The organism is Pseudotabrizicola sp. (assembly GCF_030656345.1).
In the GTDB taxonomy this organism is placed as follows: domain Bacteria; phylum Pseudomonadota; class Alphaproteobacteria; order Rhodobacterales; family Rhodobacteraceae; genus Pseudotabrizicola.
Genome location: NZ_JAUSNR010000002.1, coordinates 270,867 through 294,481, shown reverse-complemented (window position 1 = coordinate 294,481; position 23,615 = coordinate 270,867). Strand labels below are relative to the sequence as shown.

The following is a 23,615-nucleotide window of genomic DNA, read 5'->3' as shown; positions in this document are numbered from 1 at the left end:
CTATTCCGCCGCCTGTGCCAAAGGGGACGCCGGGCCTTCGGCTGCCGCAATCACCGCGCGCATCCGGGCCGACAGCACCCGCACATTGGGTTCCAGCACCATCGAGTCGTGGTTTCCCGGCACCTCGATCACCTCCAGCGCGGGGGCGAAGGGGGTAAGATCATTGTCGGGCACCACAAATTCCCGCGCTTTGCTGACCCAGCGCCCGCCCGTCACCTGCCACTGCCGGTCCAGCGCCGGGCGGAACAGCACGGTCGGCCCTTGGCGCGCTGTCATGTCATAGAGCGGCAGGGCGGCGCGGAACGCCGCTTCGATCGCGGCATTGTGGAAGGCGATGTCATCGGTGGACGTGGCCCCCTGCGCCTGTTTCCAGGCCTGTTTTTCGCGCCACCAGCGGGCAAAGAACGCAGGCCCCTCGGCCCGCAGTTCCGCCGCGCGGATCATCAGCTTGTCGAGCTTGCTCAGCACCGGGCGCAGCGGCACCGGGGTATCCAGCAGGACAACCAGCGGCACTGCCTCGCCTGCCGCCTCCAGCTGCCGGGCGATTTCCCAGGCGATCAATCCGCCGCCCGAAAACCCGCCCAGAAGGTAGGGGCCATGTGGCTGCACCTGCCGCATCTCGGCAATGTAGTCGCGCGCCGCTGCGACAAAGTCTGAATGCGGTCGCGCATCGCCGTATAGCCCGCGCGCCTGCAAGCCATAGAATGGCCGGTCGCCGCCCAGCAGCTGCGCCAGATGGCGCAGGTTCAGCACATTGCCGAACATGCCGGCCACAAGGAAGAACGGCGTTTTGGCCCCGCCTTCACCGCGGTGCATCGGCACGATATGGGTGAACCGGCGCGGGGCGGGCGTTGCCACCGGCTTGGCCGTGCCAGTTTCCTGCGGGCCGATCTGCGCTTCGATCAGCGCGGCGCAGGCGGCGATGGTCGGGGCCTCGAACAGCACAGAAATCGGGAAATCGACGCGGTAGGCCTTTTTGACCATGGCAAACAGCCGCACCGCAATCAGGCTGTGGCCGCCAAGATCAAAGAAACTGTCGTCAACCCCCACCCGCGCCACGCCCAGCAGATCCTGCCAGAACCCGACCAGAGTGCGCTCAATGTCATTGCTCGGCTCGACATAATCGCTGTCCAGATCGGGGCGGTCAAAGCTGGTGCCCTCGGCCCGCGTGGCTTCAACCACCTGCGTGCTGCGGATCAGCGCGGGCAGGTCGAGCGATGAGACGATGATCTGGCTTTGCCCCAGCGCCAAGGCGCGGCCAAAGGCCTCGGCCCCTTCTGCCGGGCGGATGCCTTGCGAGAAGGCGTGCAGCAGGCGGCCTTCGGCGGTGGAGGTGGGTTTTGCCTGCACGTCATCAAACTCAAGGCTGCGCGGGTCGGGCGCGGTGAGCGTCAAGCCGCCGTCCAGCCGGTGGATGGCAAAGCCCTCGACCTCGATGCAGACCTCACCCTCAGGCGTGGCCAGTGTGATGTCGAACACCGCCGCGCCGCGTGCCGCCGTATTGTGGCCAGCGTTGCGCATATGACTGACGATGCGGGCGGGCAGCGGGCGGTAGACCCGCACCCGGGCATAAGACACCGGCACCCACAGATGATCGGGTTGGTAGCCGTCGATCAGCCCCATCGCCCAGCCGGTTGCCAGATCCATCAGCGCGGGGTGGATGCGCCAGCCCTGATCCGGCTCTGCCCGGTGGGCATCCGGCAAGGCCAGATGCGCCAGCCCTTCGCCGCTGCCAATGGTGCGCGAGCGCAGCACGCGCCAGCGCGGGCCAAAGTTCAGATGCGCCTCTTGCGGGCTGCGCAGGCCGTCGCCGGTTTCCGGCGGCGGCAGACGCGCCGCAATTGCGGCCACGTCGATGCGCGGGGCCGGATCGGTGAGCGGCAGCAGCCGGGCCGATGCATGCAGCAGCCAGCCGGTGCGGGCCTTGACCGTCAGGCCGGAGTGCAGTTCGAACCCATAGCCTTCGTCACTGCGCAGCAGCCGTGCCCGGACCGGCAGCGCCTGCGCGCCGACATCCAGCGCGCGGAAAAACGTCAGATCGCGGATTTCGAACCCGTCGCCTTCGCCCTGCGCCGCCCATGCCTCGGCCATCACCTCCAGATAGCCGGTGCCGGGCACCAGTGCCGTGCCATCTTTGGTGCGGTGCTGGTCCAGCACCCAGCGGTCAAGGCCATAGGTCGCGTGAAACACCCGGTTGCCGTGGCGGTCGAACCCGGATTCGTCGAGCATCGGCGATGCAATCGGCACACGCGGGCTCTCCACCCGCCCCGTGCGGTCGGCCAGCGCCTCTGCGGCCATGCCGACGCCCTGCCAGATGCCCCAGTTCAGCGCGACCACGCGGGTTTTGCCGCCCGCCCGGTGTTTTGCATAGGCGTTGAGGTATTCATTCGCCGCCACATAGTCGATCTGCCCGGCAGGGCCAGTGACGGTGGAGGTGGAGGAGAACAGCACCAAAAGCGCGATGGACCCGTCGGGGAACAACCGCTCCAGCACCTGCGTGCCGTGCAGTTTGGGGGCGAACACCTCTTCCACCTCGGCACTGGTCTTGACCAGCAGCGGCCCGTCATCAACCACGCCCGCCGCATGGATCACCGCATGCACAGCGCCAAAGCGCTGCTCACCCGCCGCGCGTGCCGCCTGCATCTCATCGACATTGGCCACATCGGCGCGGGCGACCAGCACCTGCCCGCCCAAGGCTTCCAGCCGTTGCAGCGCCGATATGCGCCGGGCCAGCGGATCATCGGGGGATGCCTTGGCCAACATGGCAGGCCAGCGCGCACGTTCGGGCAAGGGCCGCCGCGCGATCAGGGTGATTTTCACGCCAAAGCGCCGGATCAGGTCTTCGGCGATGGTCAGCCCGATGCCGCCAAAGCCGCCGGTGATCAGCACATGCGCGCCTTTTGGCAGGTCAATCCCGGTGTCAGGCAGGGCCACGGCCCTGATGGCAGACTCGTATCGCCGCCCCTTGCGCCATGCGGCAATCGCGGGCTGGTCCGACAGCACCTCTTCCAGCACCACATCCGCCGCATCGCCGGGACCCAGATCAAGGAGGCCGACCAGCACCCCCGGCACCTCTCGCGGGATCACGCGGGCGGGGCCGAGCACCATGGCTTTTTCGGGATAGGAAAGCCGCTCAGCCTTCACCTGCGCCGCCCCTGTGGTCAGCACCGTGATGCGGATCGGGCGCGGCAGGTTTTCTTCGGCCAGTGCCTGCCCAAGGAACAGCAGGGCGTAGAACCCCTGCTCGATATTGCGGTGCAGAAAGCTGGAACCGGGGCGGAAGGTTTCCTTGGCCGTCACCAGCCAGCCGTGCACGATCCGGCTGGGGGCCAGCCCGCGCGCCACCAGATCGCGGATCAGGCTGTCATAGCCTTCGCGCCCGCATTCGGGCGACAAGCGGTAATCACCCTGCGCATCGCGGGCAAAGGCATCGCCCGGACGCACCCGCACCACCCGGTGCCCGGCCTGCACCAGCCGGTCGGCCACGCTGGCGCACGGGCCGGTGTCATCCAGAAAGATCAGCCAAGTCTCGGGCGGGGTGAGAGAGAGGTCATCCAGATCGAACCCCGCCGCCACGGGCCGCCAATGCGGGGCCCAGCCCCAGTTTGACAGGTCGTCAATGCGCACGGGCGGAGCCTCGACCTGTGTGTGTTGGGTTTCGGCGGGAGCGATGAAATAGGGTTTGCGCTGAAAGGCATAGCCGGGCAGCGGCACGCGCTGCCGGGGTGCGTCGCCCCAGATCTGCCCCCAGTCCACCGCCACGCCGCAGGCCCAGAGCCGGGCGAGCGTGACCATATGCCAGGCGTCATCGGCCATGGTCTGATCCGGGTGGCGCAAGGCCGGGATCACCTGACCGGAAGCCACACCATTGGCCTGCGCCAGGGATGACAGCGCGCGGCCCGGCCCCATTTCCAGATAAACCCGCCCGGGCTCCGCCATCAGCGTCGCCATGCAGGCGCGGAAGTTCACCGTGCCGCGCAGGTGCTGCACCCAATAGTCGGGGTCCGTCGCCTGCTGCGGTGTCAGCGCAACGCCGGTGCGGTTGGAGATGATCGGCAGGGTCGGCGGGTTGAGCGGGATGGCGCGGAGGTAATCGCCGAATTTTGTGAGGATCGGGTCCAGCATCGCGGAATGCGCGGCGATGTCGATGGCGATACGTTGGGTCTCGATGCCTTCGGCGGCGAGCTTTGCGGCAAGCTCGGCGAGGCTGGCATCGGGGCCGGAGACGACGCAAAGGTCAGGCGCATTGACCGAGGCGATGTCCAGCTGAGGCGGTGAACCGGGGGCCAGCCCCCGGGCCCCCGGAGTACTTTCGCCAAGATGAATGGCACGGTCGGTCAGCCGGAGGCGCAGGTCGGGTTCAGACAGCGGCACCGAGAGCATACCGCCCGGCGCAATCGTATCAAACAGCGTGCCGCGCAGGTGGACGAGGCCGATGCAGTCTTCAAAGCGCATGACACCGGCCAGCGCGGCGGCGGTGTTTTCGCCCATTGAATGGCCGACGAGGGCGGTGGGGGTGATGCCCCAGCTCTCAAACAGTTTGGCCAGCGCATATTCGGTGATCATGATCAGCGGCAGCTGGACAGAGGGGCGCTTGAGCGCCTCGGTTGCCGCTGGTCCGGCCCCGGCTTCGGGCAGCCACAGCGCGCGGATGTCGTAGTCGAGCTTGGGGTCCAGCACAGCGAGGCCACGGTCCATCCAGTCGGCGAACACCGGCTCGGTTTCATACAGATCGCGTGCCATGCCTGCATATTGCGCGCCGCCGCCGGGGAACATGAAGATGACCTGCGGGTCATCGCCCAGATGGTCATGGGTGAAGACGCGGCGGGGATCGTTGCTGTCAAGGATATCGGCGGCGGCCTCATGGCTGCCTGCCACCAGCACCCGGCGCTTGTCAAAGGCGCGGCGGCCTTCTTTCAGCGTATAGGCCACATCTGCCAAGGGCTGATCGGGGTTTGTGCGCAGATGCGCAGCCAGCCGGGCCGATGCGCCGTCCAGCGCGGCCTTGCTGCGCGCCGACAGCACCAGCGGCTGGAACGGCCAGTCACTTTGCCCCGATGCGGGGCGGGGCGGGGCACGTTCCAGCACCGCATGGGCATTGGTGCCGCCGACGCCAAGGCTGTTCACCCCGGCCCGCAGCACCGGCGCATTCCACGCGGTCAGCCGGTCATTGACGCGGAAGGGCGAGGTTTCAAAGTCGATGGAGGGGTTCGGGGCCTCGTACCCCAGCGAGGGCGGCAGTTCGCGGTGGTGCAACGCGAGGGCCACCTTGATCAGGCTGGCCACACCTGCCGCCGTATCCAGATGGCCGATGTTGGTTTTCACCGACCCGATGCGACAGGTGCCCACCGCATCGGTGGTTTCGCGGAAGGCGGCGGTCAGGGCTGCCACCTCGATCGGGTCGCCCAGATAGGTGCCGGTGCCGTGACATTCGACGTAGGTGACGGAGTCCGCCGTAACCCCGGCCACCGCCTGCGCCTCGGCGATGCAGCGGGCCTGACCATCGACCGACGGGGCCAGATAGCCCGCCTTGGCCGCGCCGTCATTGTTGACGGCCGATCCCTTGAGGATGGCCCAGATGTGATCGCCATCCCGCACGGCATCCTGCGCGCGGCGCAGCACCACACAGCCCGCGCCCGAGCCGAACACGGTGCCCTGCGCCCGGTGGTCGAAGGCATGGCAATGGCCGTCAGGCGACAGGATCTCGCCCTCGGTGTACAGATAGCCGCGCGCATGGGGCAGCTCGATGGTGACACCACCTGCCAAAGCCATATCGCATTCGCCGTTCAGCAGCGCCTGCGACGCGTAATGCACCGCCACAAGGCTCGTGGAACAGGCGGTCTGCACGTTGATGCTTGGCCCTTTCAGATCAAGGATATGGCTGACGCGGGTGGCCAGAAAATCCTTGTCATTGCCAGTGTGGCGCAAAAGGAACATGCCGGTCTGATCGACCAGATCGCGATGCGAGCACAGGTTGAAATAGAAATACGACCCCATGCCGCAGCCGGCCCAGACCCCGATGGGGCCGGGGAAATTCTCGGGCGGGTGGCCGGCGTTTTCCAGCGCCTCCCATGCCACCTCAAGGAACTGCCTGTGCTGGGGATCGAGGATGGCGGCCTCTTTCGGGGAAAATCCGAAGAACTCGGCGTCAAAGCGTTCGAACCCGTCCAGCACCGCCGCTGATGGCACGTAATTCGGGCGCGCCATCCGGGCGCGGGTTTCACCTGCCGCCAGCAGGGCCGCTTCATCCAGCACGCGGATCGAGTCCACCCCGTCGCGCAGATTGCGCCAGTAGGTGGCAATGTCTTCGGCCCCCGGCAGATGGGCGGCCATACCGACTATCGCGATGTCGGTGTCGGACAGGTCGGTGCGCGGCGGGGTATCGGACATTATTGGCATACTCAGAAGGCACAATCGGTGCTGTGGATAAAGAATAAACTTGGCCGAAATAAGGAACTTTTACTGACTTAACCCGGGCCGAACGGCGCGGGCTTTGGCTGCGCCGGGTCCAGCACCCAGCGGTAGATGTCGAGGATCTGCGCCGCCTTGCGGTCCCATGTGAACAACGCCTGCACCCGGTCGCGCGCGGCCTGCCCCTTTTGCGCCACCTCGTCCGGATGGTCCACGCAATATGCCAGCCGCGCGGACAGCCCGGCGATCACCCCCGTGCGCCCGGTGATGGGGACCTTCCAGCCGGTCGCATCGGTGACCAGCTCTGCCGGGCCCGCGTAATCGACGACAATGGGGGCAAGGCCCAGCGCCATCGCCTCCAGCACCACGCCGCCGCCGAATTCGCGGATCGACGGAAAGGCCAGCAGCTGACAGCGCGCGGCGAGATCCTGCACCTGCGCATGGTCCTGCCAGCCGTGGAAGGTGACAGCCGCACCAAATTCGGCGGCCTGCGCGCGCAACGCGGGCATCATGTCCCCGTCGCCGATGATGTCGAGCACCAGCCTGCCGCTGCGCAGCAGGGGCGCGGCAGCTGCGATCAGCATATCAACGCCCTTCAGCGGCACCAGACGCCCGATGAAGCAGGCGCGCATCGGCCCCGGCGCGTTGTGGCTGGCAAGCGCGTTGAACCGCGCCGGGTCCACCGCGTTTTCGGGCAGGTAGATCACACGGGTCCGATGCGCCGCCGGAATCTCACGCAGCGTTTGCCGCGATCCGGCCAGAATGGCATCGGCCCGCAAAGTGCCCTGCCGCCCCGGCAGCGCGCGGTAGAGGCCCCGCACCTGCGACAGCCATTCGCGTTCGCGCGCCATTTCGGCCTCAAATCCCGATGGCCATGGCACGCCGCCGTTGATCGGCCCCAGCACGAAGGGCACGCCCGCACGGCGGCACTTCGCGGCGATCGGGCTTTGCTGCACCGGCGACAGCGGTGTGATCCGGTGCACCACGTCATAGCGCCCGGCGCGGATGTCGGCACCAAAGCGCTGCCAGACCAGACGCTCAAAGTACGGATAGCTGATGGTGGCCACCGCCTGCTGAATCGTCCACCCCCCGCGCCCGCCGGTCAGAAAGCTGCCCAGCTTCCACAAGGGCCGCGCCAACGCCTCGGAGTCAATCGCGGTAAAATCCGTGCCCTCGACCAGCCCGGCGCGCAGCACAGCGTCGCGGTTGCGCACCTGTGTCACCAGATGCACATCGGCCACCCGGGCCAAGGCTTGCGCCATCGACCAGCCGACCAGCGGCACCGATACCCATTCGGGGTTCGCAGCCTCGGCCAGCAGCAACACGCGGGGGCGGAAAACCCGGCTCATATCACGGTCCGCCCCGGCGGCAGGGCGTGGCCTGCTGCCTGCCCGCGCCCGGCTTTCCACGCGCTGCGCAGCGCCTCGGCATGGCCCAGCATTGCCCCGGCCATCAGCCAGGTAAAGGGGATCAGCGTGTCATTGGGCAACAGATCCACCAGATTGACCGCCAGCAAAAGCGCCACCGCTGCGGCAAAGGGCGACAGCAGGGCGGCAGGCTGGCGCAACGCCTCGCGCGCCATCAGCCCCACAGGCAGGGACAGCAGGCCGAATTCCGCAATATACCCGGCCCAGCCAAAGGTGCCCAGCGTGATGATCCAGCCGCCATCGGCGATCACATTGATCTGGCCGGTGACAGGGTCGTGCAACAACCCGCGCCCGTAGAGGCCCCAGCCGAACCACGGGCGCTCTGCCGCACGGTCCAGCAGCAGCTCTTCATTAGTGATCCGGAACGCCAGCGAGGCCCCGCGTTCGGCGTTCATCCCGGTGAAGAAGGTCAGCAAGTCCTGCACCGGCACCATTTGCAGCCCGCGCAGCAGCGGATAGGTGATCACCACCGCAACCATCAGACCTGCGACCAATATCTGCAACCGTGGCGGCGCGATCAGCACCAGCGGGGCCAGCAGCAGGGCATAGACAACCGGCCCGGCGCTGAGGCACAGCAGCAGCACCACCAACAGATAGCCCGCCACCAGCACCTGCCCCGGCCGCGAGGCCGCTGGCCCCACCCGCATCAGCGTGACTGCCGCGATGAAACACATCATCGCAAAGAACGCGACCCACAGCCCGTGCGGCATGAACACAAAGGGCCGGTAGCCGCCAAACCGGATGGCCTGACTGAATTCATGCTGGAAAAAGCCATAGATCCACAGGTTCAGCTGCGGCGACATCTGCGTTTCAAACAACATCGGCAGGGAATAGATCAGCCCGGCGATTACCAGCGCCACCACGATGGCCCGCATCGCCTGATCTGTCGCCAGAAACCGCCGGGCCAGAAAGAACGGCACCAGCGCAATCGCCTGATTGGCCACAACCGCCACACTGTCATAGATCCGCAGCGCCTGCAGGCCAGAGGCCTCAAACCAGATCTCGTCACCATTGGTCAGCACGGTGGCAAACGGGCTGAGGATATACAGCACGATCAGCCCACGCCCGATGCGCGATGCGGGCAGGACGCCGACCCGCTGCCGCAGCAAAAACAGCACCGCCAGCAGCGCCGCCAGCCCGGCCACCGCATCCTTGTCGATGCCCGGCACCACCGGCATATCAAGCGCGATGACCGGCGGCAGCAGCATATAGGCGCCCAGCACTGTCCAGATCAGCGCGCGTGCCGGATCAAGCTTCGTGAACAGTATCCACGAAGCCACCGGCCACAGGGCCAGCATCAGATAGGCAAGCGTATTCGCAATCGGCATCGGTGTCTGGCTGCTGCTTTCCGGGGCGGCGATAGCACGGATCGTGCCCCCTGTCTTGCCGCTGCTGCGGGTCTTGCCATGGCTTCACGGCATGACCATGCCTTGATTGCGGCACAGAAAGGGCAAAGCCGGACCGGGCGCAGCGGGTGGCACTGCGGCGCAACCTGAGCTATAGACCACAGCCTTGCAGCCGCTTGCGCTGTGGAAAGGGCAAAGATCCATGCTGTGGGAAATCCGGACGCGCATGAAACCGGCGCTGTCCATCATCGACCTGATCCCGAACATCCACCGCACCCCGGCGCTGGCCGTGTTGCGTCGCGCGGTGCTGGAAGGGCGGCCCGCCACCTTCCGCATGTCGGATGAGGACCGCGAGCTGGCGTTTCACGACGCGCATGTGCAGCTGACCTCGCCCGTCGGGGCGCGGGTGCTGAAGGTGCTGCATGATACGGGGCAGCTGAAGCTGAAAAAGCCCCCGGCGAAATCCCTGCCCGCGCTGGAAGCCTATATCGCCACCGAGGCGGTGTTCCGCGCCGATGTGGCGCGGATTCTGGCGGCAGACGCTGCAAAGCGCCTGCGGCTGGCTCAAATCATCGCCGATCCGGCTTGCGCCCGGCCCGAAGAGCTTGATGCCTATCTGATCGACAAGGTGATCTCGCATCATCTGGGCCATACCGCCACCGGCACGCTGCAGATCGCCGGTCTGCCCTGCCACCGCAGCCAAAGCGCCACCGACCCGGCAGAGGCGGACCGTTACCGCACTGAGGCGCGGCTGTATTGCTGGTGGGTCGACAGCGCCGGGCAACGGCAGGGCGAGGCTGGCTGACCGGACCGCGCCGCGTCGTGAAACCAACCGCTCAGGTCAGGATCGGGCCGCCATAGCGCGCCATGCCAAATCTGAACCGCTTGTACATCTGACGCGCCAGCGCCAAAGCCACCGGCTCGCCCGGCGTCTCGCCGTTGCGATGGCGCATGAACCGGGTCAGCCTGTCCTGCGCCGCGCCTTCGAAAAGCTGCAGCTGATCCGGCCCGGCATAGCCCATCGCCCAATGCGAAAACACCCGCTCCTCGGCTGTCTGGTTCCAGAGCCGCAGCACACCGACATGCCGGGGGTCGCAGACGATCCGCGCATAGCACGCCTCAACCACGTCTTTCTCGCCTTCCAGAATCTGAAAATACGACTGATCGTGATAGAGCAACACCCCGGTGATCCCGTCACGTGTATTGTTGCGCACCGACACCTTCAGCAAACTGGCCAGAAGGCCGGGGTCGACCGGCTCGGGCGCGGCGCTGGTATAGGCGATGTGATGAGTCATTCTGAACCGTATATCTTTGCTTAAATCTCTGGGTGTAACCAGGGAGGCAGCCCTGGGCGAAGACGTGACGCAAACAGCGGCGATACCCGCGATCTGCTGGTCCGGGCGGCCCGGACACTCTGTCAGACGCTTTGAAACAAGGCGGACCTTGCCACACATCATGCGGGACAAAAGCATGCGCTTTTCTACCACAGATTGCCCTACGCTAGCGAAACTCCGATGCGCTGCCAAGCGTCTGTGGGGATTTTTAACATATATTCCAGATACATGATTTGATCCAGATCAAACCATGCTCTGGCGGTCTTAACCTTTGTCATGAACCGCCGGTCAAACCTGTTGACTAAGGGACCAAAGTGTTAACAAATTATGAACACAGAAAAGCCAAGCTGTTGAAATTAAAGGAACCATCCCGTTGTAACACAGTGGGAAAGCACGTTTTTCGATTTTGCCCCGCTGTGCCTGCGCCCCTGATCAAGGGCCCCGGCTCCCCTCCCGAAAGTCCGAGCCTTGCGGTTCCAGTTCCCTGACCAGACCATCACCGTGAACGTCCCCGACCGGCCCCGCCTGCTGGCCGAGGTGCGGGCAAGGCTGCTGTCCGGGCAGGGGTTTTCTCTGGCCACCATCAACCTCGACCATCTGGTCAAACTGCGCGCCTCTGCCAGCTACCGGCAGATCTATGCGGCGCAGGATCTGATCGTGGCCGATGGCAACCCCATCGTCTGGCTGTCCCGGCTGGCTGGCCTTCCGGTGTCACTCGTCCCCGGGTCTGACCTGCTGCGTCCCCTGCTGGAAATGGCGGTTGCGGATGGGATTGCGGTGGCGTTCTACGGCTCTACCCCCGCCGTGCTGGCGCAGGCGGCGCTGAACCTGAACGCCGAAATGCCCGGCCTGCGGGTGGTCTGGTCCGGCGCGCCTGCGATGGGGTTTGACCCGACGGGTGCCGAAGCCGTCAGCGCGCTGGCCGCGATGCGGGCCTCTGGCGCGCGGCTGTGCATCATCTCGCTGTCCGCGCCCCGGCAGGAAGCCTTCGCCGCCTTTGGCCGCACGCAGGCCCCCGCCATCGGGTTTTGCGGCTTTGGTGCGGGGCTTGATTTTGTGGCGGGCCAGCAGACACGCGCCCCGCACTGGATGCGCAAGCTGGCGCTGGAATGGCTGTGGCGGGTGATGTCTGCCCCGCGTCGCCTGATCCCGCGCTATGTGGCCTGCGTGGCGATCCTGCCCGGTCAGGTGGTCGGGGCGCTGCGGCAGCGCAACGCCCGGGCGCTATTTATACTCGATCAATCCGCGGCGGCGGCCCAGCAGCCGGTTCAGGTGGTAGCCCAAGGCGCCGCGCGCCTCGGCAAAACGCCCGACCACGATCAGCACGGCCCATGACCACCCTTCGCGCTGCGCCAGCCGGATGACCTGCGCCGGATAGGCCAGCACCAGCGCCCAGCCCAGCGGATGCACCAGCCCCGCCGCGACGACGGCCAGCGGCCCCGCCACGCCCCAAAGCAGCGCGCGGCGATGCTCGGCCACCCAATGCCGTTCCGGCCCGGCACCATGCAGCGCCGCCCCTTCGGCAAAGGCATGGCCTGACCGGACCGTCCGCCGCCACCACTGGCCAAAGCGCAGCAAGGCGGCATCATGCAGGGTCATCGGCGCGTCAATCCGCCAGACGGTGCCCCCGGCGCGGCGCAGGCGCAGGCACAGCTCCGGCTCTTCCCCCGCGATCAGATCGTCGCGGTAGCCGCCCACTGCCATCACCGCATCATAGCGCATCAGCGCATCGCCGCCGCAGGCTGTGGCCAGCCCCACCGGCGTGTTCCATTCCCGGTCGGCCATCGCATTATAGACCGAAGCTTCGGGAAACCGCTCGGCCCGTCGGCCACAGACCACCACGGCTGCGGGATGATCGTCAAACGCCTGTCGCGCCGCCGTGATCCAGCCGCAGTCCAGCTGGCAATCGCCGTCGATCAGTTGCACAAACTGCGGCGGGTCGGCTGCCAGCGCCATCAGCCCGGCATTGCGCGCCCGCGCCGCTGTGAAGGGCTGGCGCATATCCAGCGCGATCACCTGTGCCCCCGCCGCCTGCGCCGCCGCGACCGAGCCATCGGTGGACCCGCTGTCAACATAGACCAGCCGCCGGACCTGGCCCATGAGCGATGCAAGACAGGCCAGCAGCCGGTCGCCTTCGTTGCGGCCGATCACCACTGCATCAATGATCCCGGTCATGCCTGCCGCCCCCGTTTTTGCCCCGCCAAGCCTAAAGCCGACCCCGCCGGAACACCATGCCCCGCACGCAGCGTGACAGGGGCAAAGCCTTTCATTTCGGATGACAATCTGCTAATCATCCCCCTAACTGGACGGGGGTCTGGTGAGTCTGAGGCGGTTGCGGGACACCATGGGTGCCTTGCCGCTGGCAAAGAGGAACCAACGGTCTTGGCTTGCTGTTTCGCAGGTCTGATTTTCGGCAAGCAGCCCCCGCGCTGCGCTTTTCAGGAGCGCGCCATTTCATGGCCCGACACAATAAGTTGGCGTTACCAGTGCAAACGTTAATGAATCAGGGGATTTTGACGATGGCCGAGGAGGGCGACGCCCCATCGCGGCGCAACCGGCTGATGCCTGTGTCGGTATTCCGCCCCGGCAAAGTGCCTGCCCTGCGGTCCAGACTGCCGGACAACACCCTGAGCCGGGACGTGTTTTCCGATACCTATCCGCTGGCGCTGTTCAGCCCCGCCCGGGTGTGGGAATCGCTGACCGCGATCAGCCTTGATGGCGACCATCTGGCAGGAAACGGTCTGTTTTCAAATCCCGACCAAAGCCTTGCGGGCACCGCATTCGACATTCTGCGCACCCGCGTGTCGCAGGCAATGACAGAGCGTGGCTGGAAACGCATCGGCATCACCTCGCCCACCCATGGCTGCGGCAAGTCCTTTACGGCGGCCAATCTGGCGATGGCCCTTGCCCGCCGCCCCGGCAGCCGGACCGTGCTGCTGGACCTTGATCTGCGTCGCCCCGGCCTGCACAACCTGTTCGGCGCAACCCCCGGCGGCGCGTTGCGCGACTTTCTGGATGGCACGCAGCCGATGGAGTCGCGTTTTGTGCGGGTGGGCAGGACGCTGGCGATCGGGTTCAACTCCGAAGCCGCAGCGGATGCGGGCGATATCCTGCACAGCGCCGAGACGACGCAGGCGCTGGAGTCGATTGACCAGCTGCTGGACCCCGACATCATGGTGCTGGATCTGCCCCCGGCGCTGGTCAGCGATGATGTGCTGGCGATGCGGGGCAAGCTGGATGCGGTTCTGGTGGTGGTCGATGGCAAGCAAAGCACCGCCAAAGACATCCGCGCCTGCGAAGCGCTGTTCGAAAACCGTATTCCGCTGATGGGCGTGGTCCTGAACCGTGCGCAGGACCGTGGCCTTGGCCGCCTGCGCTACGGGCAGGACTGACCGATGGGCCCGATCCAGACCGTTGAAGATCTGCTCAACCTGATCCGGCGCCGGTTCTGGCTGCTGCTGGCGATCACGCTGATCGGGACGGCTTTGGCGGTTGTCTATGCCAAGACCCGGCCCGCCGTGTTCGAATCCACTGCCGTTCTGCAGGTGGAACTGCCGATGGTCACCGATGGCGGGCGGGCGACGGCGACGCCGGTCAATGTGCTGCAATTGCTGACCAGTATCGAACAGCGTCTGACCACCCGCGAAAACATGATCACGCTGATCGAACGCCACGGCTTGTTTGCCGATGCGCCGGGCATGTCGCTGGAAGACAAGGTCGATGCGATGCGGCAGTCGGTGCGGTTTCAAAGCGTGACCGGGCCATCGGGGGCGTTGTCGGCGCTGTTCATCGTGGCGCGGGCCGGGCGGGCCGAGGATGCGGCGCGGATTGCCAATGATCTGGCGCAAAGCGTGCTGGATCTGGGCGCCGAAGGCAATCGGGCCACGGCCGAGGCGAGTTTCGCCTTTTTCAAGGAGCAGGAAAGCCGGTTGTGGCAGGACATCGCCACGCTGGAGACCCAGATTGCCACCTACCGCGATGCCAACCGCAGCGCCCTGCCCGGTGTACGCGAAGCGCGGCAGGATGAAATTGCGCTGATTGAAACCTCGCTGCGGGTGCTGGATCAGGAAACCACCGGCCTGCAAAGCGAAGAGGCACAGCTGCGCGCCCTGCCAACTCCGCGTGCTACCGACCGGCGGCGGCTGGAGGATATTGCACAGCGGCTGTCGGTACTGACGGCACAGCGTGCCCCGCTGACCGACCGCAAGACCGCGCTGGAGGAGACGCTTGGCAACACCGCCGAGGTGGAACGGGCGCTGTCGGCCTATGACCGGCAGATGCGCCAGCTGCAGGATCAGTATTCGCTGGTGTCGCAGCGCATGGCCGAGGCGGAAACCGCCCAAAGCCTCGCCGCCCGCCAGCAGACCGAACGCTTTGCCATGCTGGAACGCGCGATTACCCCCGATTATGCGGTCGGGTCCGGGGCCAGGAAAATCGCTATCGCCGGGCTGATCGGCAGTGCGGGGCTGGCGCTTGTTGTGGCCTTCCTGCTTGATCTGGCGAACCCGGTGATCCGCACCGCCGCCCAGATGGAGCGCGAGCTGAACCTGCGCCCGGTGGTGTCGATCCCTGAAGTCCGGCACAGCAGCCGCAAGCCGCTGGCGCGCCGGGTGATCACCACGCTGATCGAGAATGATGCCGGGAGCATGACCGGAAACCGCACCCGCCTTGTGCTGGGTGCAGCGGTGCTGGCACTGCTTGCGGTGGCCCTGAAGTGACACATCCGGCAGGGCGCAACAGATGACAAAGGGGGACGGATCAGACTGCGCCGGGGGCCTTGTGCCCGTTGCGCGTCCGAACCCAAGCGCGCTGCTGCACCCCCGCCCCCGAGCGTTGCGGAGCTGACGTTGAAGATCGCGTATCTGGTGAACACCTATCCCCGCAGCTCGCTGACCTTTATCCGGCGCGAGATTCTGGCGCTGGAACGTCAGGGCTGGGACATCCACCGCTTTGCGTTGCGGTCAGACCGCGCGGCGCTGCCGGACCCGGCGGATATGGCCGAAGATGCCCGGACCGAGCATATTCTGGAAATCGGGGCAGGCAAGCTGGTGCTGTCTGCGCTTGGCTGGATGGCAAATCATCCGCTTGGCGCGGTGCGCGCGCTTGGCATGGCATGGCGGTGCGGGGCGCGGTTTGATGGCGCCACCCCGGGCACCGGAGGGCGGTTGCGCCACATGGTCTATCTGGCCGAGGCGGCACATCTGGCGCGGCGCTGTCACGATCTGCGGCTTGCACATCTGCATGCGCATTTCGGCACCAATTCCACCACCGTCGCCATGCTGTCGGCGATGATGGGCGGGCCAGAGTATTCCTTTACCGTCCATGGCCCCGAAGAGTTTGACGCGCCCCGCACCCTGTCTTTGGGTCTGAAAGCCGACCGGGCCGCCTTTGCGGTGGCGATTTCCAGCTTTGGCCGCAGCCAGCTGTGCCGCTGGACCGATCCGGGCACATGGGCCCGGCTGCATGTGGTGCATTGCGGGATCGAGGCGTGGCGCTTTCCCGACCCGGTGCCGATGCCTGCGGGCGGGCCGCATCTGGTGGCCATCGGGCGGTTGTCTGAACAAAAGGGCTTTGCGCTGCTGATCGACGCGGTGGCGATTGCGGTGCAGACCCTGCCCGATCTGCATCTGACGCTGGTGGGTGACGGCGGGCTGCGGCCGCAGATCGAAGCCGCGATTGCCCGGCACAGCCTTGCCCGCCATGTCACCCTGACCGGATGGCTGACCGAGGCGCGGGTGCGCGATGCGCTGGGGGGCGCGCAGGCGCTGATCGTGCCATCCTTTGCCGAAGGCTTGCCGGTGGTGATCATGGAAGCCATGGCCTCGGGGCGCCCGGTCATCGCCACGTCAATTGCCGGAATACCCGAGCTGGTGACTACGGATACCGGCTGGCTGGTCCCCGCCGGTGACGCGGCGGGTCTGGCACAGGCAATCCGCGACATGGCCGCAACCCCGCCCGACCGCCTGACCGCGATGGGACAGGCGGCACGTCAGCGCGTGTTTGAGCGGCATGACATCAACGTTGAGGCCGAAAAACTGACCGAGCTGTTTGCCAGCAAGGGCAAGGGCTGACCCCTGCGGCCCCTACAGGTGTTTGATCGCCTCGGCCACTGCCAGACCAAGCGCGGCATGGGCCTCGGCTTCAAAGTGGATGCCGTCCTGCGGGCTCACGCTGATGATCCGGCCCGCATCCAGAAACCCCAGCCCCCGCGCGTGGGCCAGTGCCTCATAGCGTTCGGCAAGGCCCGTGCTGCGCGCGGTCGCCCCCAGAAACTCCCCGGCGATTGGCCCCACTTCGGCCACGGGGGGCGGGCAGATCAGCAGCACGCGAAAGCCGCCATGCCGGTCCTGCATTTCAAGGCTGAGCGCGATATCGACCAGACCGGCCACCCCGGCTGTCACCGTTTCCGGCGTGGCGGAAAACCGCGCCTTCACGTCATTGGTGCCCAGCATGATCGTCAGCACATCAACCGGGCCATGGCTTTGCAGCGCGATCTTCAGCCCGTCCTGCCCGTTCATATGCGCGCCCATCACCGGGTCGGCAAATTGCGCAGTGCGCCCCGGCAGCCCCTCTTCGGCCAGTTCCCAGCCGACACCAAGCGCGCGTAAGGTAACCTGCGGCCAGCGCACCCCGGCGCCGAACCTGTGATATTCGCCACGCGTGACAATGGGTGGTGTGCCATGGGTGTTGCTGTCACCAAAGGTCATCAGAAACGACATCGCAGTCTCCATCATCATGTTGCCCGCAGGCTACGGGCAGAATCCGGCTTCGTAAATGCCCCTTCCCCCTTGGCCTTTTCGCACGGTGTGCGCATATAGGGGCAAATCTCAGCCGGAAGAGGGACCCGATGTTCAGCCTTGGTGACAAACCGAAGCCCGCCCCGATCAATGACCTGATCAAGGACACGACCGAAGCCACTTTCATGGCCGATGTGATCGAGGCCAGCCGCGAAGTGCCGGTGATCGTCGATTTCTGGGCACCATGGTGCGGCCCGTGCAAAACGCTTGGCCCGGCGCTTGAGGCGGCGGTGAAGGCCGAAGGCGGCAAGGTCCGCATGGTCAAGGTCAACGTCGACGAAAACCAGATGATCGCGGGCCAGCTGCGGGTGCAGTCGATCCCCACAGTGTTTGCCTTCTGGCAGGGCCAGCCGGTGGACGGGTTTCAGGGCGCGGTGCCGGGGTCCGAGATCAAGACATTCATCGACCGGATCAAGGCGCTTGGCGGCGATGGGGGCCTGGCCGAGGCGATTGAGGCAGCCGAACAGATGCTGACCGAAGGCGCGGCCGTGGATGCAGCCGAAACCTTTGCCGCCATTCTGGAAGAAGAGCCGGAAAATGCCGCCGCCTATGGCGGGCTGATCCGCAGCCATCTGGCGCTTGGCAATCTGGAACAGGCCGAGGTTCTGGCCGCCAATGCCCCCAAAGCCATCGCCACCGCCAAAGAGGTCGAGGCGGCGCGTGCCCAGATCGAACTGGCCAAGCAGGCTGCCAATGCCGGGCCGGAACAGGACCTGCAGCGCGCGGTCGAGGCGGACCCCGCCGATCATCAGGCCCGGTTCGACTATGCCGCCGCCCTGCTGGCCGCAGGCAAGACCGAAGAGGCGGTGGATCAGCTGCTGGAACTGTTCCGGCGCGACCGGGAATGGAACGAGGGGGCCGCGCGAACCCAGCTCTTCACCATTTTCGATGCGCTGGCGGCCAAAGACCCCATTGTCATGAAAGGGCGGCGCAAGCTGTCGTCGATGATATTTGCCTGACGCCGTTTCCGGCCTAGGTGGGGTATCATGATGAACGCCTCAGACCTTCCCGATACCATTCCGGTTTTCCCGTTGCCCGGTGCCCTGATGCTGCCCCGGGCGCGGTTGCCGCTGCATATCTTCGAGCCGCGCTATCTGGCGATGGTCGAAGACTGCATGAAGACCAAGACCCGGCTGATCGGCATGATCCAGACCCGGGAAACCCCCGGCGGCGAAAAGCGGCTGCAATCCATCGGTTGTGCAGGCCGGTTGACCGGGTTTTCCGAAACCGAAGACGGGCGCTACATGATCACCCTTGCGGGCATGTCGCGGTTCCGGGTGCGCGAAGAGGTGCAGGGCTTTACGCCCTATCGCCGCTGTCTGGTTGACTGGTCGCCGTTCGGACGCGACCTGAACCGCGAAGATGAAAGCGACCCCGGTTTTGACCGCCCTGCGTTTCTGGGGGTTCTGGGGCGGTATCTGACGACGCTGAATCTTGCCACCGACTGGGACAGCCTGAAAGAGGCCGAGACCGAGCTGCTGATCAACTCGCTGTCAATGCTGTGCCCCTTTACCCCCGAAGACAAGCAGGCCCTGCTGGAGGCGCCGTCGCTGTCGACCCGGCGCGAAACGCTGGTGACGCTGATCGAATTCGCCCTGCGGGGCGGCGCAGATGATGAGGTGATGCAATGACCGATACCCAGCCGCCGCGCGAAGGGGCCGCCGGCACGGCGCAGATGGTGGACCCGCGTATGCTGGAAAGTCTGGTCTGTCCGGTCAGCCAGTCGGTTCTGTCCTATGACGCAGCCGCGCAGGAGCTGGTGTCGAAGGTGGCGCGTCTGGCCTTTCCGATCCGCAACGGCATTCCGGTCATGCTGGTCAGCGAAGCCCGCACGCTGGAGTGAGGACGGGCCAGGATGACGTTCGCGTGATCCGGAAACGATCTGCTTCCGCGACGGAAGTCTGGCCATATACTGCGATGGAATTTCCAGCCAGGAGCCAGAAGCCATGACGTTACTGCCCAAATGCCTGTTCGCCGGACTGATCCTTGTTGCCGGTGTTGCTGTCGCCAAAGAGGGGGTGCAGGACCCGACCGTGAAGGCCCGGATGGACCTGATGGGAACCATCGGCATGAACGTCAAGGTTCTGGGTGACATGGCGACCGACAAGGTGGCCTTTGATGCCACCGCAGCAGCCGCTGCGAAAGAGGCGCTGATCGCCGCTTCGGCCGATATCAGTGCGAAGTTTGAACCGCAGGCGACCGACCCGGTGGCAGAGGCCAAGCCGGAAATCTGGACAAACTGGGATGATTTTGTGGCCAAGGGCGAAGCCCTGAACGCCGCCGCAACCGCGCTGGACCCGGCCTCGCTTGACGGGGTAAAGGCCGGAATGGGGGCTGTTGGCGGCAGCTGCCGCGATTGCCATTCCACCTATCGGATGTAAGGCCCGGTCCGTTTGAGAAAAGGCCCCCGGAACCGGGGGCCTTTTGTCGTTTTGCGGCGGGCCGGTTCAGCGGCCCCCCCTCTGTCAGCTGCAATGCACGCGGGATATCCGTTCGTTGCGGTCGATATCAATGTTCAGCCGGTCGGCCCGGTAATCCATAGTCACCGCCGTATCGGGGCGGATGATCCGGGTTTCCTGACCGAACTTCATCGTCTGCAGCACCGATGCGGGCTGGCCCACCAGACCTTGCAGCGCAGCCGCGCCGCAGGTGGAAAGGTCAGGACCATCGGGCACAACCGGCTGACACGCGGCCAGCACGGCCACAAGACATCCGGCAAAGGCTGCCTGTTTCATGGGATTCTCCATTCTTCTGCGCCATCGGCGCAGGGTTACACTTGCCCCTATACTTGGCCACCCCTGCGCCCCGGCTTCAACCCCCGCCTTGCGACCCGGCGAAAGCCTGCGCAGTCCGCTGGCCCTGCAGGTTTGCAGCCAGCGGATTTCCGGGTGCAGGGTCTTGCCTTGCCCGGCAGTTTCCCCCAGCCTAGGGGCAAATCGAAACAGGAGAAGCCAATGCGCACCCGTGCCGCCGTCGCCCTAGCCCCCGGTAAACCGCTGACCGTGATGGAGGTCAATCTGGCCGACCCGAAAGAGGGCGAAGTGCTGGTGGAAATCAAGGCCACCGGCATCTGCCACACCGATGAATTCACCCTGTCCGGTGCCGACCCCGAAGGGCTGTTCCCCGCCATTCTGGGCCATGAAGGCGCGGGCGTGGTTATTGCCTGCGGGCCGGGCGTCAAAAGCCTGAAACCCGGTGATCACGTCATCCCGCTCTACACGCCTGAATGCCGCCAGTGCCCCAGCTGCCTGAGCCAGAAGACCAACCTGTGCACCGCAATCCGCTCGACCCAGGGGCAGGGCCTGCTGCCAGACGGTACAACCCGGTTTTCGATGCTGGATGGCACGCCGATCCACCACTATATGGGCTGCTCGACCTTCGCCAACCACACCGTGGTGCCGGAAATCGCGCTGGCCAAGGTGCGCGACGACGCGCCGTTTGACAAGATCTGCTACATCGGCTGCGGCGTCACCACTGGCATCGGTGCCGTGATCAACACCGCCAAGGTGGAGATCGGGGCCAAGGCGGTGGTCTTCGGTCTGGGCGGCATCGGGCTGAACGTGCTGCAGGGGCTGCGGCTGGCCGGGGCCGACATGATCATCGGCGTCGATATCAACAATGACCGCAAGGAATGGGGCGAGCGGTTCGGCATGACCCATTTCGTCAACCCCAAAGAGATCGAAGGCTCGGTCGTTCAGCATATAGTCGACATGACCAAAACGCCCTTCGACCAGATCGGCGGCGCGGATTACTCGTTCGACTGCACCGGCAATGTGAAGGTGATGCGCGACGCGCTGGAATGCACCCACCGCGGCTGGGGCGTGTCTGTCGTGATCGGGGTGGCCCCTGCAGGCGCCGTGATCGAAACCCGGCCGTTCCAGCTGGTGACGGGGCGGGTCTGGAAAGGCACAGCCTTTGGCGGCGCACGCGGCCGCACCGATGTGCCGACGATTGTCGACTGGTACATGGATGGCAAAATCCAGATCGACCCGATGATCACCCATACGCTCAAGTTGGAAGACATCAATAAGGGGTTTGACCTGATGCATTCGGGTGAGAGCATCCGGTCTGTCGTGATTTACTGAGGCTGACGTTGACCGGGGGGGGGGGGCACACCCCCCCAGCCAATTGGTTTTTCGAACCAATGGCGAAAACAATTGGCAACCCCGGTGAGATATTTGACGACTGAAAATAGGAGGCCGGCCGGTCATTGATGCGCTGGCACTGCCCCCGCAGCTTGAGGCTTTCCTTGGCGGGGCCAAGATGCGACAAGCGGGGGAATGGAGAAAAAAATGGCCGAAACCCGTACCCCCCGCCTGTGCGTCCTGATCGACGCCGACAATGTGCCCGCCAGCTATGCCGAGGCGATCTTTGAGGAGATTGCAGCCCTTGGCGAAGCCTCGGTGCGCCGGATTTATGGCGACTGGTCGGCGCAGCGTCTGGGCGGTTGGGCGAAAAAGGTGGCGGCGCTTGGTCTGGTGGCCGATCAGCAGTTTTCCAACACCAAGGGCAAGAACGCGTCTGACATCGGGCTGGTGATTGCGGCGATGGATTTCCTCCATTCCGGCCTGTTCGATGGCTTTGTGCTGGTGTCATCCGACAGCGATTTCACCCGGCTTGCCGCCCGTATCCGCGAACAGGGCCTGGATGTTTACGGCATCGGCGAGCAGAAAACGCCCGAAGCGTTCCGCATGGCCTGCAAGCGGTTCATCTATGTCGAGAACCTGAGCACCCCTGCTGAAGAAGCGCCGCGCAGCATGTTCCGCAGTGAAGCGGTGGAAGACGCGCCGCCGCCACGCCCCGGCACCAAAGAGGCCCCGTCGAAGGCCATTCCGCTGATCGTCGCCGCGATGCGGGCCATCGACCCGGATGGCGAATGGTATACTCTGGGGCCGCTTGGACAGTTCATCACGCAGGCGAATCCCGATTTCGACACCCGCACCTATGGCGCGGCAAAACTGTCGGATCTGGTGCGCCGCCTGCCCCGGTTCGAGGTGCGGCAAGGCCCCGGCGGCCAGCTGGAGCTGCGCGACCTGTCCTGAGCCGCGCACAGCTGCGGTGCAGGTCGGCACCTTTGCATGGCGCGCAGGCGCGCCTATGTTAAGCCAAAGAACAGGAGGCCGGTATGGGCGAGATTTCCTTGGGGCTGGACACGTTCGGCGACGTGAACCGTGGCGCAGACGGGCAGCTGCTGCCGATGGATCAGGTATTGCGCGATGTGGTGGAACAGGCGGTGCTGGCCGACCAGGTGGGCATCGACTTCATCGGGTTGGGCGAACACCACCGCGATGATTTCGCCATCTCTGCGCCCGAGATTGTGCTGGCCACCATCGCCGGGCGCACGCAGCGCATTCACCTTGGCACGGCGGTGACTGTGCTGTCATCGGATGATCCGGTGCGGGCATTTCAGCGGTTTTCCACCCTGAACGCCGTGTCAAATGGCCGGGCCGAGGCCATTCTGGGCCGGGGGTCGTTCAGCGAAAGCTATGCGCTGTTTGGCTATGACATGGCCAATTACGATCAGCTGTTTGAGGAAAAGCTGGACCTGTTCGCCCGTCTGGTGCGTGAGAAAAAGGTCAGCTGGAAGGGCGAGACGCGGTCGGCTCTGAAAAATCAGGTGGTCTATCCGCCGCTGGGGCCAAAGGGGCTGACCACATGGGTCGGCGTCGGCGGCAGCCCGGAATCGGTGGTGCGGGTGGTGCGGCAGGATCTGCAGTTGATGCTGGCAATCATCGGCGGCGATCCGGCGCGGTTTGTGCCTTATATCGACCTGTATCACCGCGCCGTGGCCTCTATGGATGCGAAGACGCGCCCGATCGGCGTGCATTCCCCCGGCTTTGTCGCCGCCACGGATGAGGCCGCACGTGAGGCGCTTTGGCCGCATTACCGCGAGATGTTCGGCCGCATCGGGCGCGAACGCGGCTGGCCGCCGGTGACCAAGGACAAGTATCTGGCCGAGGTCGAGCATGGCTCGCTTTACGTCGGCAGCCCGGAGACTGTGGCGAAGAAAATCGCCAAGACGGTCAGGACGCTGAAGATCCAGCGCTTTGATATGAAATACGCAACTGGCCCCCAGCCGCATGGCGATCTGATGGACTGTATCCGGCTGTATGGCGAAAGTGTCATTCCGATGGTGCGCGACATGCTGGCAAGCGACCGCGCGGTGGCCTGAGGGTCGCGCTGGCGGAAAGCGTGGATGCGCTCCGCGCGGGAGTATTTCAGAAAGGTGCAAAGCCATATGCGATGCGCCTTTCGACAAATGTTCCGGCGAAAGCAGGCAAAGCCAGCAAGGGGCAGTGC

Annotated in this window: 19 protein-coding genes; 12 read left to right on the top strand and 7 right to left on the bottom strand. The window is 65.4% G+C overall.

Features of this window, described 5'->3' with window-relative positions; translation table 11 throughout:
• The 3 genes from Q7J44_RS01355 to Q7J44_RS01345 form a co-directional block, all read right to left on the bottom strand.
• Positions 1 to 6,399 carry a type I polyketide synthase gene (locus Q7J44_RS01355; RefSeq protein ID WP_304876270.1) on the bottom strand — a complete coding sequence of 2,133 codons (6,399 nt, stop codon included), beginning with the start codon at positions 6,397 to 6,399 and terminating at the stop codon, positions 1 to 3.
• A gap of 68 nt (positions 6,400 to 6,467) precedes the next feature.
• On the bottom strand, positions 6,468 to 7,760 hold the full coding sequence (locus tag Q7J44_RS01350) for a glycosyltransferase family 4 protein (RefSeq protein WP_304876268.1): 1,293 nt from the start codon (positions 7,758 to 7,760) through the stop codon (positions 6,468 to 6,470).
• Entirely contained in the window at positions 7,757 to 9,166 is a 1,410-nt protein-coding gene (locus Q7J44_RS01345) for a hypothetical protein (protein WP_304876266.1), read from the bottom strand. Before Q7J44_RS01345 ends, Q7J44_RS01350 begins: the two co-directional genes overlap by 4 nt.
• Before the next feature lie 220 nt (positions 9,167 to 9,386).
• Here Q7J44_RS01345 and Q7J44_RS01340 point away from each other — a divergent pair, with 220 nt between their 5' ends.
• Positions 9,387 to 9,989: a hypothetical protein gene (locus Q7J44_RS01340; RefSeq protein WP_304876264.1), complete on the top strand. Its 603-nt coding sequence runs from the start codon at positions 9,387 to 9,389 to the stop codon at positions 9,987 to 9,989.
• A 31-nt stretch (positions 9,990 to 10,020) separates the two neighbouring features.
• Here the strand turns inward: Q7J44_RS01340 and Q7J44_RS01335 are convergent, their stop codons facing one another.
• Positions 10,021 to 10,479, bottom strand: coding sequence for a BLUF domain-containing protein (locus Q7J44_RS01335; RefSeq protein ID WP_304876262.1), 459 nt, complete (start codon positions 10,477 to 10,479; stop codon positions 10,021 to 10,023).
• Positions 10,480 to 10,986: 507 nt separating this feature from the next.
• Between Q7J44_RS01335 and Q7J44_RS01330 the strand changes: the two genes are divergently transcribed.
• The gene (locus Q7J44_RS01330; protein WP_304876260.1) at positions 10,987 to 11,853 is read left to right on the top strand and encodes a WecB/TagA/CpsF family glycosyltransferase; all 867 of its coding nucleotides are present in this window, start codon (positions 10,987 to 10,989) and stop codon (positions 11,851 to 11,853) included.
• Here the strand turns inward: Q7J44_RS01330 and Q7J44_RS01325 are convergent.
• Positions 11,743 to 12,693 carry a glycosyltransferase family 2 protein gene (locus Q7J44_RS01325; protein ID WP_304876258.1) on the bottom strand — a complete coding sequence of 317 codons (951 nt, stop codon included), beginning with the start codon at positions 12,691 to 12,693 and terminating at the stop codon, positions 11,743 to 11,745. The genes Q7J44_RS01330 and Q7J44_RS01325 overlap by 111 nt on opposite strands.
• A gap of 344 nt (positions 12,694 to 13,037) precedes the next feature.
• Between Q7J44_RS01325 and Q7J44_RS01320 the strand changes: the two genes are divergently transcribed.
• The 3 genes from Q7J44_RS01320 to Q7J44_RS01310 all read left to right on the top strand — a co-directional run bounded on the left by Q7J44_RS01320 (position 13,038) and on the right by Q7J44_RS01310 (position 16,589).
• Positions 13,038 to 13,910 (top strand): CpsD/CapB family tyrosine-protein kinase, encoded by an 873-nt coding sequence (locus Q7J44_RS01320; RefSeq protein WP_304876256.1) that lies wholly within the window; start codon positions 13,038 to 13,040, stop codon positions 13,908 to 13,910.
• A 3-nt stretch (positions 13,911 to 13,913) separates the two neighbouring features.
• Positions 13,914 to 15,236 carry a Wzz/FepE/Etk N-terminal domain-containing protein gene (locus Q7J44_RS01315; RefSeq protein WP_304876254.1) on the top strand — a complete coding sequence of 441 codons (1,323 nt, stop codon included), beginning with the start codon at positions 13,914 to 13,916 and terminating at the stop codon, positions 15,234 to 15,236.
• A gap of 129 nt (positions 15,237 to 15,365) precedes the next feature.
• The gene (locus Q7J44_RS01310) at positions 15,366 to 16,589 is read left to right on the top strand and encodes a glycosyltransferase (RefSeq protein WP_304876252.1); all 1,224 of its coding nucleotides are present in this window, start codon (positions 15,366 to 15,368) and stop codon (positions 16,587 to 16,589) included.
• A 12-nt stretch (positions 16,590 to 16,601) separates the two neighbouring features.
• Here Q7J44_RS01310 and Q7J44_RS01305 read toward each other — a convergent pair whose 3' ends face one another.
• Positions 16,602 to 17,237: an SGNH/GDSL hydrolase family protein gene (locus Q7J44_RS01305; RefSeq protein WP_304876250.1), complete on the bottom strand. Its 636-nt coding sequence runs from the start codon at positions 17,235 to 17,237 to the stop codon at positions 16,602 to 16,604.
• 128 nt (positions 17,238 to 17,365) lie between these two features.
• Between Q7J44_RS01305 and trxA the strand changes: the two genes are divergently transcribed.
• The 4 genes from trxA (at position 17,366) to Q7J44_RS01285 (ending at position 19,696) form a co-directional block, all read left to right on the top strand.
• Positions 17,366 to 18,274 carry a thioredoxin gene (gene trxA / locus Q7J44_RS01300; protein WP_304876248.1) on the top strand — a complete coding sequence of 303 codons (909 nt, stop codon included), beginning with the start codon at positions 17,366 to 17,368 and terminating at the stop codon, positions 18,272 to 18,274.
• A gap of 27 nt (positions 18,275 to 18,301) precedes the next feature.
• Positions 18,302 to 18,946: an LON peptidase substrate-binding domain-containing protein gene (locus tag Q7J44_RS01295; protein ID WP_304876246.1), complete on the top strand. Its 645-nt coding sequence runs from the start codon at positions 18,302 to 18,304 to the stop codon at positions 18,944 to 18,946.
• Entirely contained in the window at positions 18,943 to 19,158 is a 216-nt protein-coding gene (locus Q7J44_RS01290; RefSeq protein WP_370692930.1) for a Trm112 family protein, read from the top strand. The genes Q7J44_RS01295 and Q7J44_RS01290 overlap by 4 nt, the downstream gene beginning before the upstream one ends.
• A 103-nt stretch (positions 19,159 to 19,261) precedes the next feature.
• Positions 19,262 to 19,696: a cytochrome c gene (locus Q7J44_RS01285; protein ID WP_304876244.1), complete on the top strand. Its 435-nt coding sequence runs from the start codon at positions 19,262 to 19,264 to the stop codon at positions 19,694 to 19,696.
• 84 nt (positions 19,697 to 19,780) lie between these two features.
• Here Q7J44_RS01285 and Q7J44_RS01280 read toward each other — a convergent pair whose 3' ends face one another.
• A complete protein-coding gene (locus Q7J44_RS01280) occupies positions 19,781 to 20,050 on the bottom strand; it encodes an I78 family peptidase inhibitor (RefSeq protein WP_304876242.1) in 270 nt (89 codons plus the stop codon).
• A gap of 219 nt (positions 20,051 to 20,269) precedes the next feature.
• Between Q7J44_RS01280 and Q7J44_RS01275 the strand changes: the two genes are divergently transcribed.
• From Q7J44_RS01275 to Q7J44_RS01265, 3 genes are all read left to right on the top strand, one after another.
• On the top strand, positions 20,270 to 21,400 hold the full coding sequence (locus Q7J44_RS01275) for an S-(hydroxymethyl)glutathione dehydrogenase/class III alcohol dehydrogenase (RefSeq protein ID WP_304876240.1): 1,131 nt from the start codon (positions 20,270 to 20,272) through the stop codon (positions 21,398 to 21,400).
• A 207-nt stretch (positions 21,401 to 21,607) separates the two neighbouring features.
• Positions 21,608 to 22,357: an NYN domain-containing protein gene (locus Q7J44_RS01270; RefSeq protein ID WP_304876239.1), complete on the top strand. Its 750-nt coding sequence runs from the start codon at positions 21,608 to 21,610 to the stop codon at positions 22,355 to 22,357.
• An 83-nt stretch (positions 22,358 to 22,440) separates the two neighbouring features.
• A complete protein-coding gene (locus tag Q7J44_RS01265; RefSeq protein WP_304876237.1) occupies positions 22,441 to 23,487 on the top strand; it encodes an LLM class flavin-dependent oxidoreductase in 1,047 nt (348 codons plus the stop codon).
• The last annotated feature ends 128 nt before the right edge of the window (positions 23,488 to 23,615 follow it).

Excerpts from the sequence above, each read along its gene's own strand:
- Q7J44_RS01355 (WP_304876270.1), bottom strand. The coding sequence starts at position 6,399 with ATGCCAATAATGTCCGATACCCCGCCGCGCACCGACCTGTCCGACACC.
- Q7J44_RS01350 (WP_304876268.1), bottom strand. The coding sequence starts at position 7,760 with ATGAGCCGGGTTTTCCGCCCCCGCGTGTTGCTGCTGGCCGAGGCTGCG.
- Q7J44_RS01345 (WP_304876266.1), bottom strand. The coding sequence starts at position 9,166 with ATGCCGATTGCGAATACGCTTGCCTATCTGATGCTGGCCCTGTGGCCG.
- Q7J44_RS01340 (WP_304876264.1), top strand. The coding sequence starts at position 9,387 with ATGCTGTGGGAAATCCGGACGCGCATGAAACCGGCGCTGTCCATCATC.
- Q7J44_RS01335 (WP_304876262.1), bottom strand. The coding sequence starts at position 10,479 with ATGACTCATCACATCGCCTATACCAGCGCCGCGCCCGAGCCGGTCGAC.
- Q7J44_RS01325 (WP_304876258.1), bottom strand. The coding sequence starts at position 12,693 with ATGACCGGGATCATTGATGCAGTGGTGATCGGCCGCAACGAAGGCGAC.
- Q7J44_RS01320 (WP_304876256.1), top strand. The coding sequence starts at position 13,038 with ATGGCCGAGGAGGGCGACGCCCCATCGCGGCGCAACCGGCTGATGCCT.
- Q7J44_RS01315 (WP_304876254.1), top strand. The coding sequence starts at position 13,914 with ATGGGCCCGATCCAGACCGTTGAAGATCTGCTCAACCTGATCCGGCGC.
- Q7J44_RS01305 (WP_304876250.1), bottom strand. The coding sequence starts at position 17,237 with ATGTCGTTTCTGATGACCTTTGGTGACAGCAACACCCATGGCACACCA.
- trxA (WP_304876248.1), top strand. The coding sequence starts at position 17,366 with ATGTTCAGCCTTGGTGACAAACCGAAGCCCGCCCCGATCAATGACCTG.
- Q7J44_RS01295 (WP_304876246.1), top strand. The coding sequence starts at position 18,302 with ATGATGAACGCCTCAGACCTTCCCGATACCATTCCGGTTTTCCCGTTG.
- Q7J44_RS01290 (WP_370692930.1), top strand. The coding sequence starts at position 18,943 with ATGACCGATACCCAGCCGCCGCGCGAAGGGGCCGCCGGCACGGCGCAG.
- Q7J44_RS01285 (WP_304876244.1), top strand. The coding sequence starts at position 19,262 with ATGACGTTACTGCCCAAATGCCTGTTCGCCGGACTGATCCTTGTTGCC.
- Q7J44_RS01280 (WP_304876242.1), bottom strand. The coding sequence starts at position 20,050 with ATGAAACAGGCAGCCTTTGCCGGATGTCTTGTGGCCGTGCTGGCCGCG.
- Q7J44_RS01275 (WP_304876240.1), top strand. The coding sequence starts at position 20,270 with ATGCGCACCCGTGCCGCCGTCGCCCTAGCCCCCGGTAAACCGCTGACC.
- Q7J44_RS01270 (WP_304876239.1), top strand. The coding sequence starts at position 21,608 with ATGGCCGAAACCCGTACCCCCCGCCTGTGCGTCCTGATCGACGCCGAC.
- Q7J44_RS01265 (WP_304876237.1), top strand. The coding sequence starts at position 22,441 with ATGGGCGAGATTTCCTTGGGGCTGGACACGTTCGGCGACGTGAACCGT.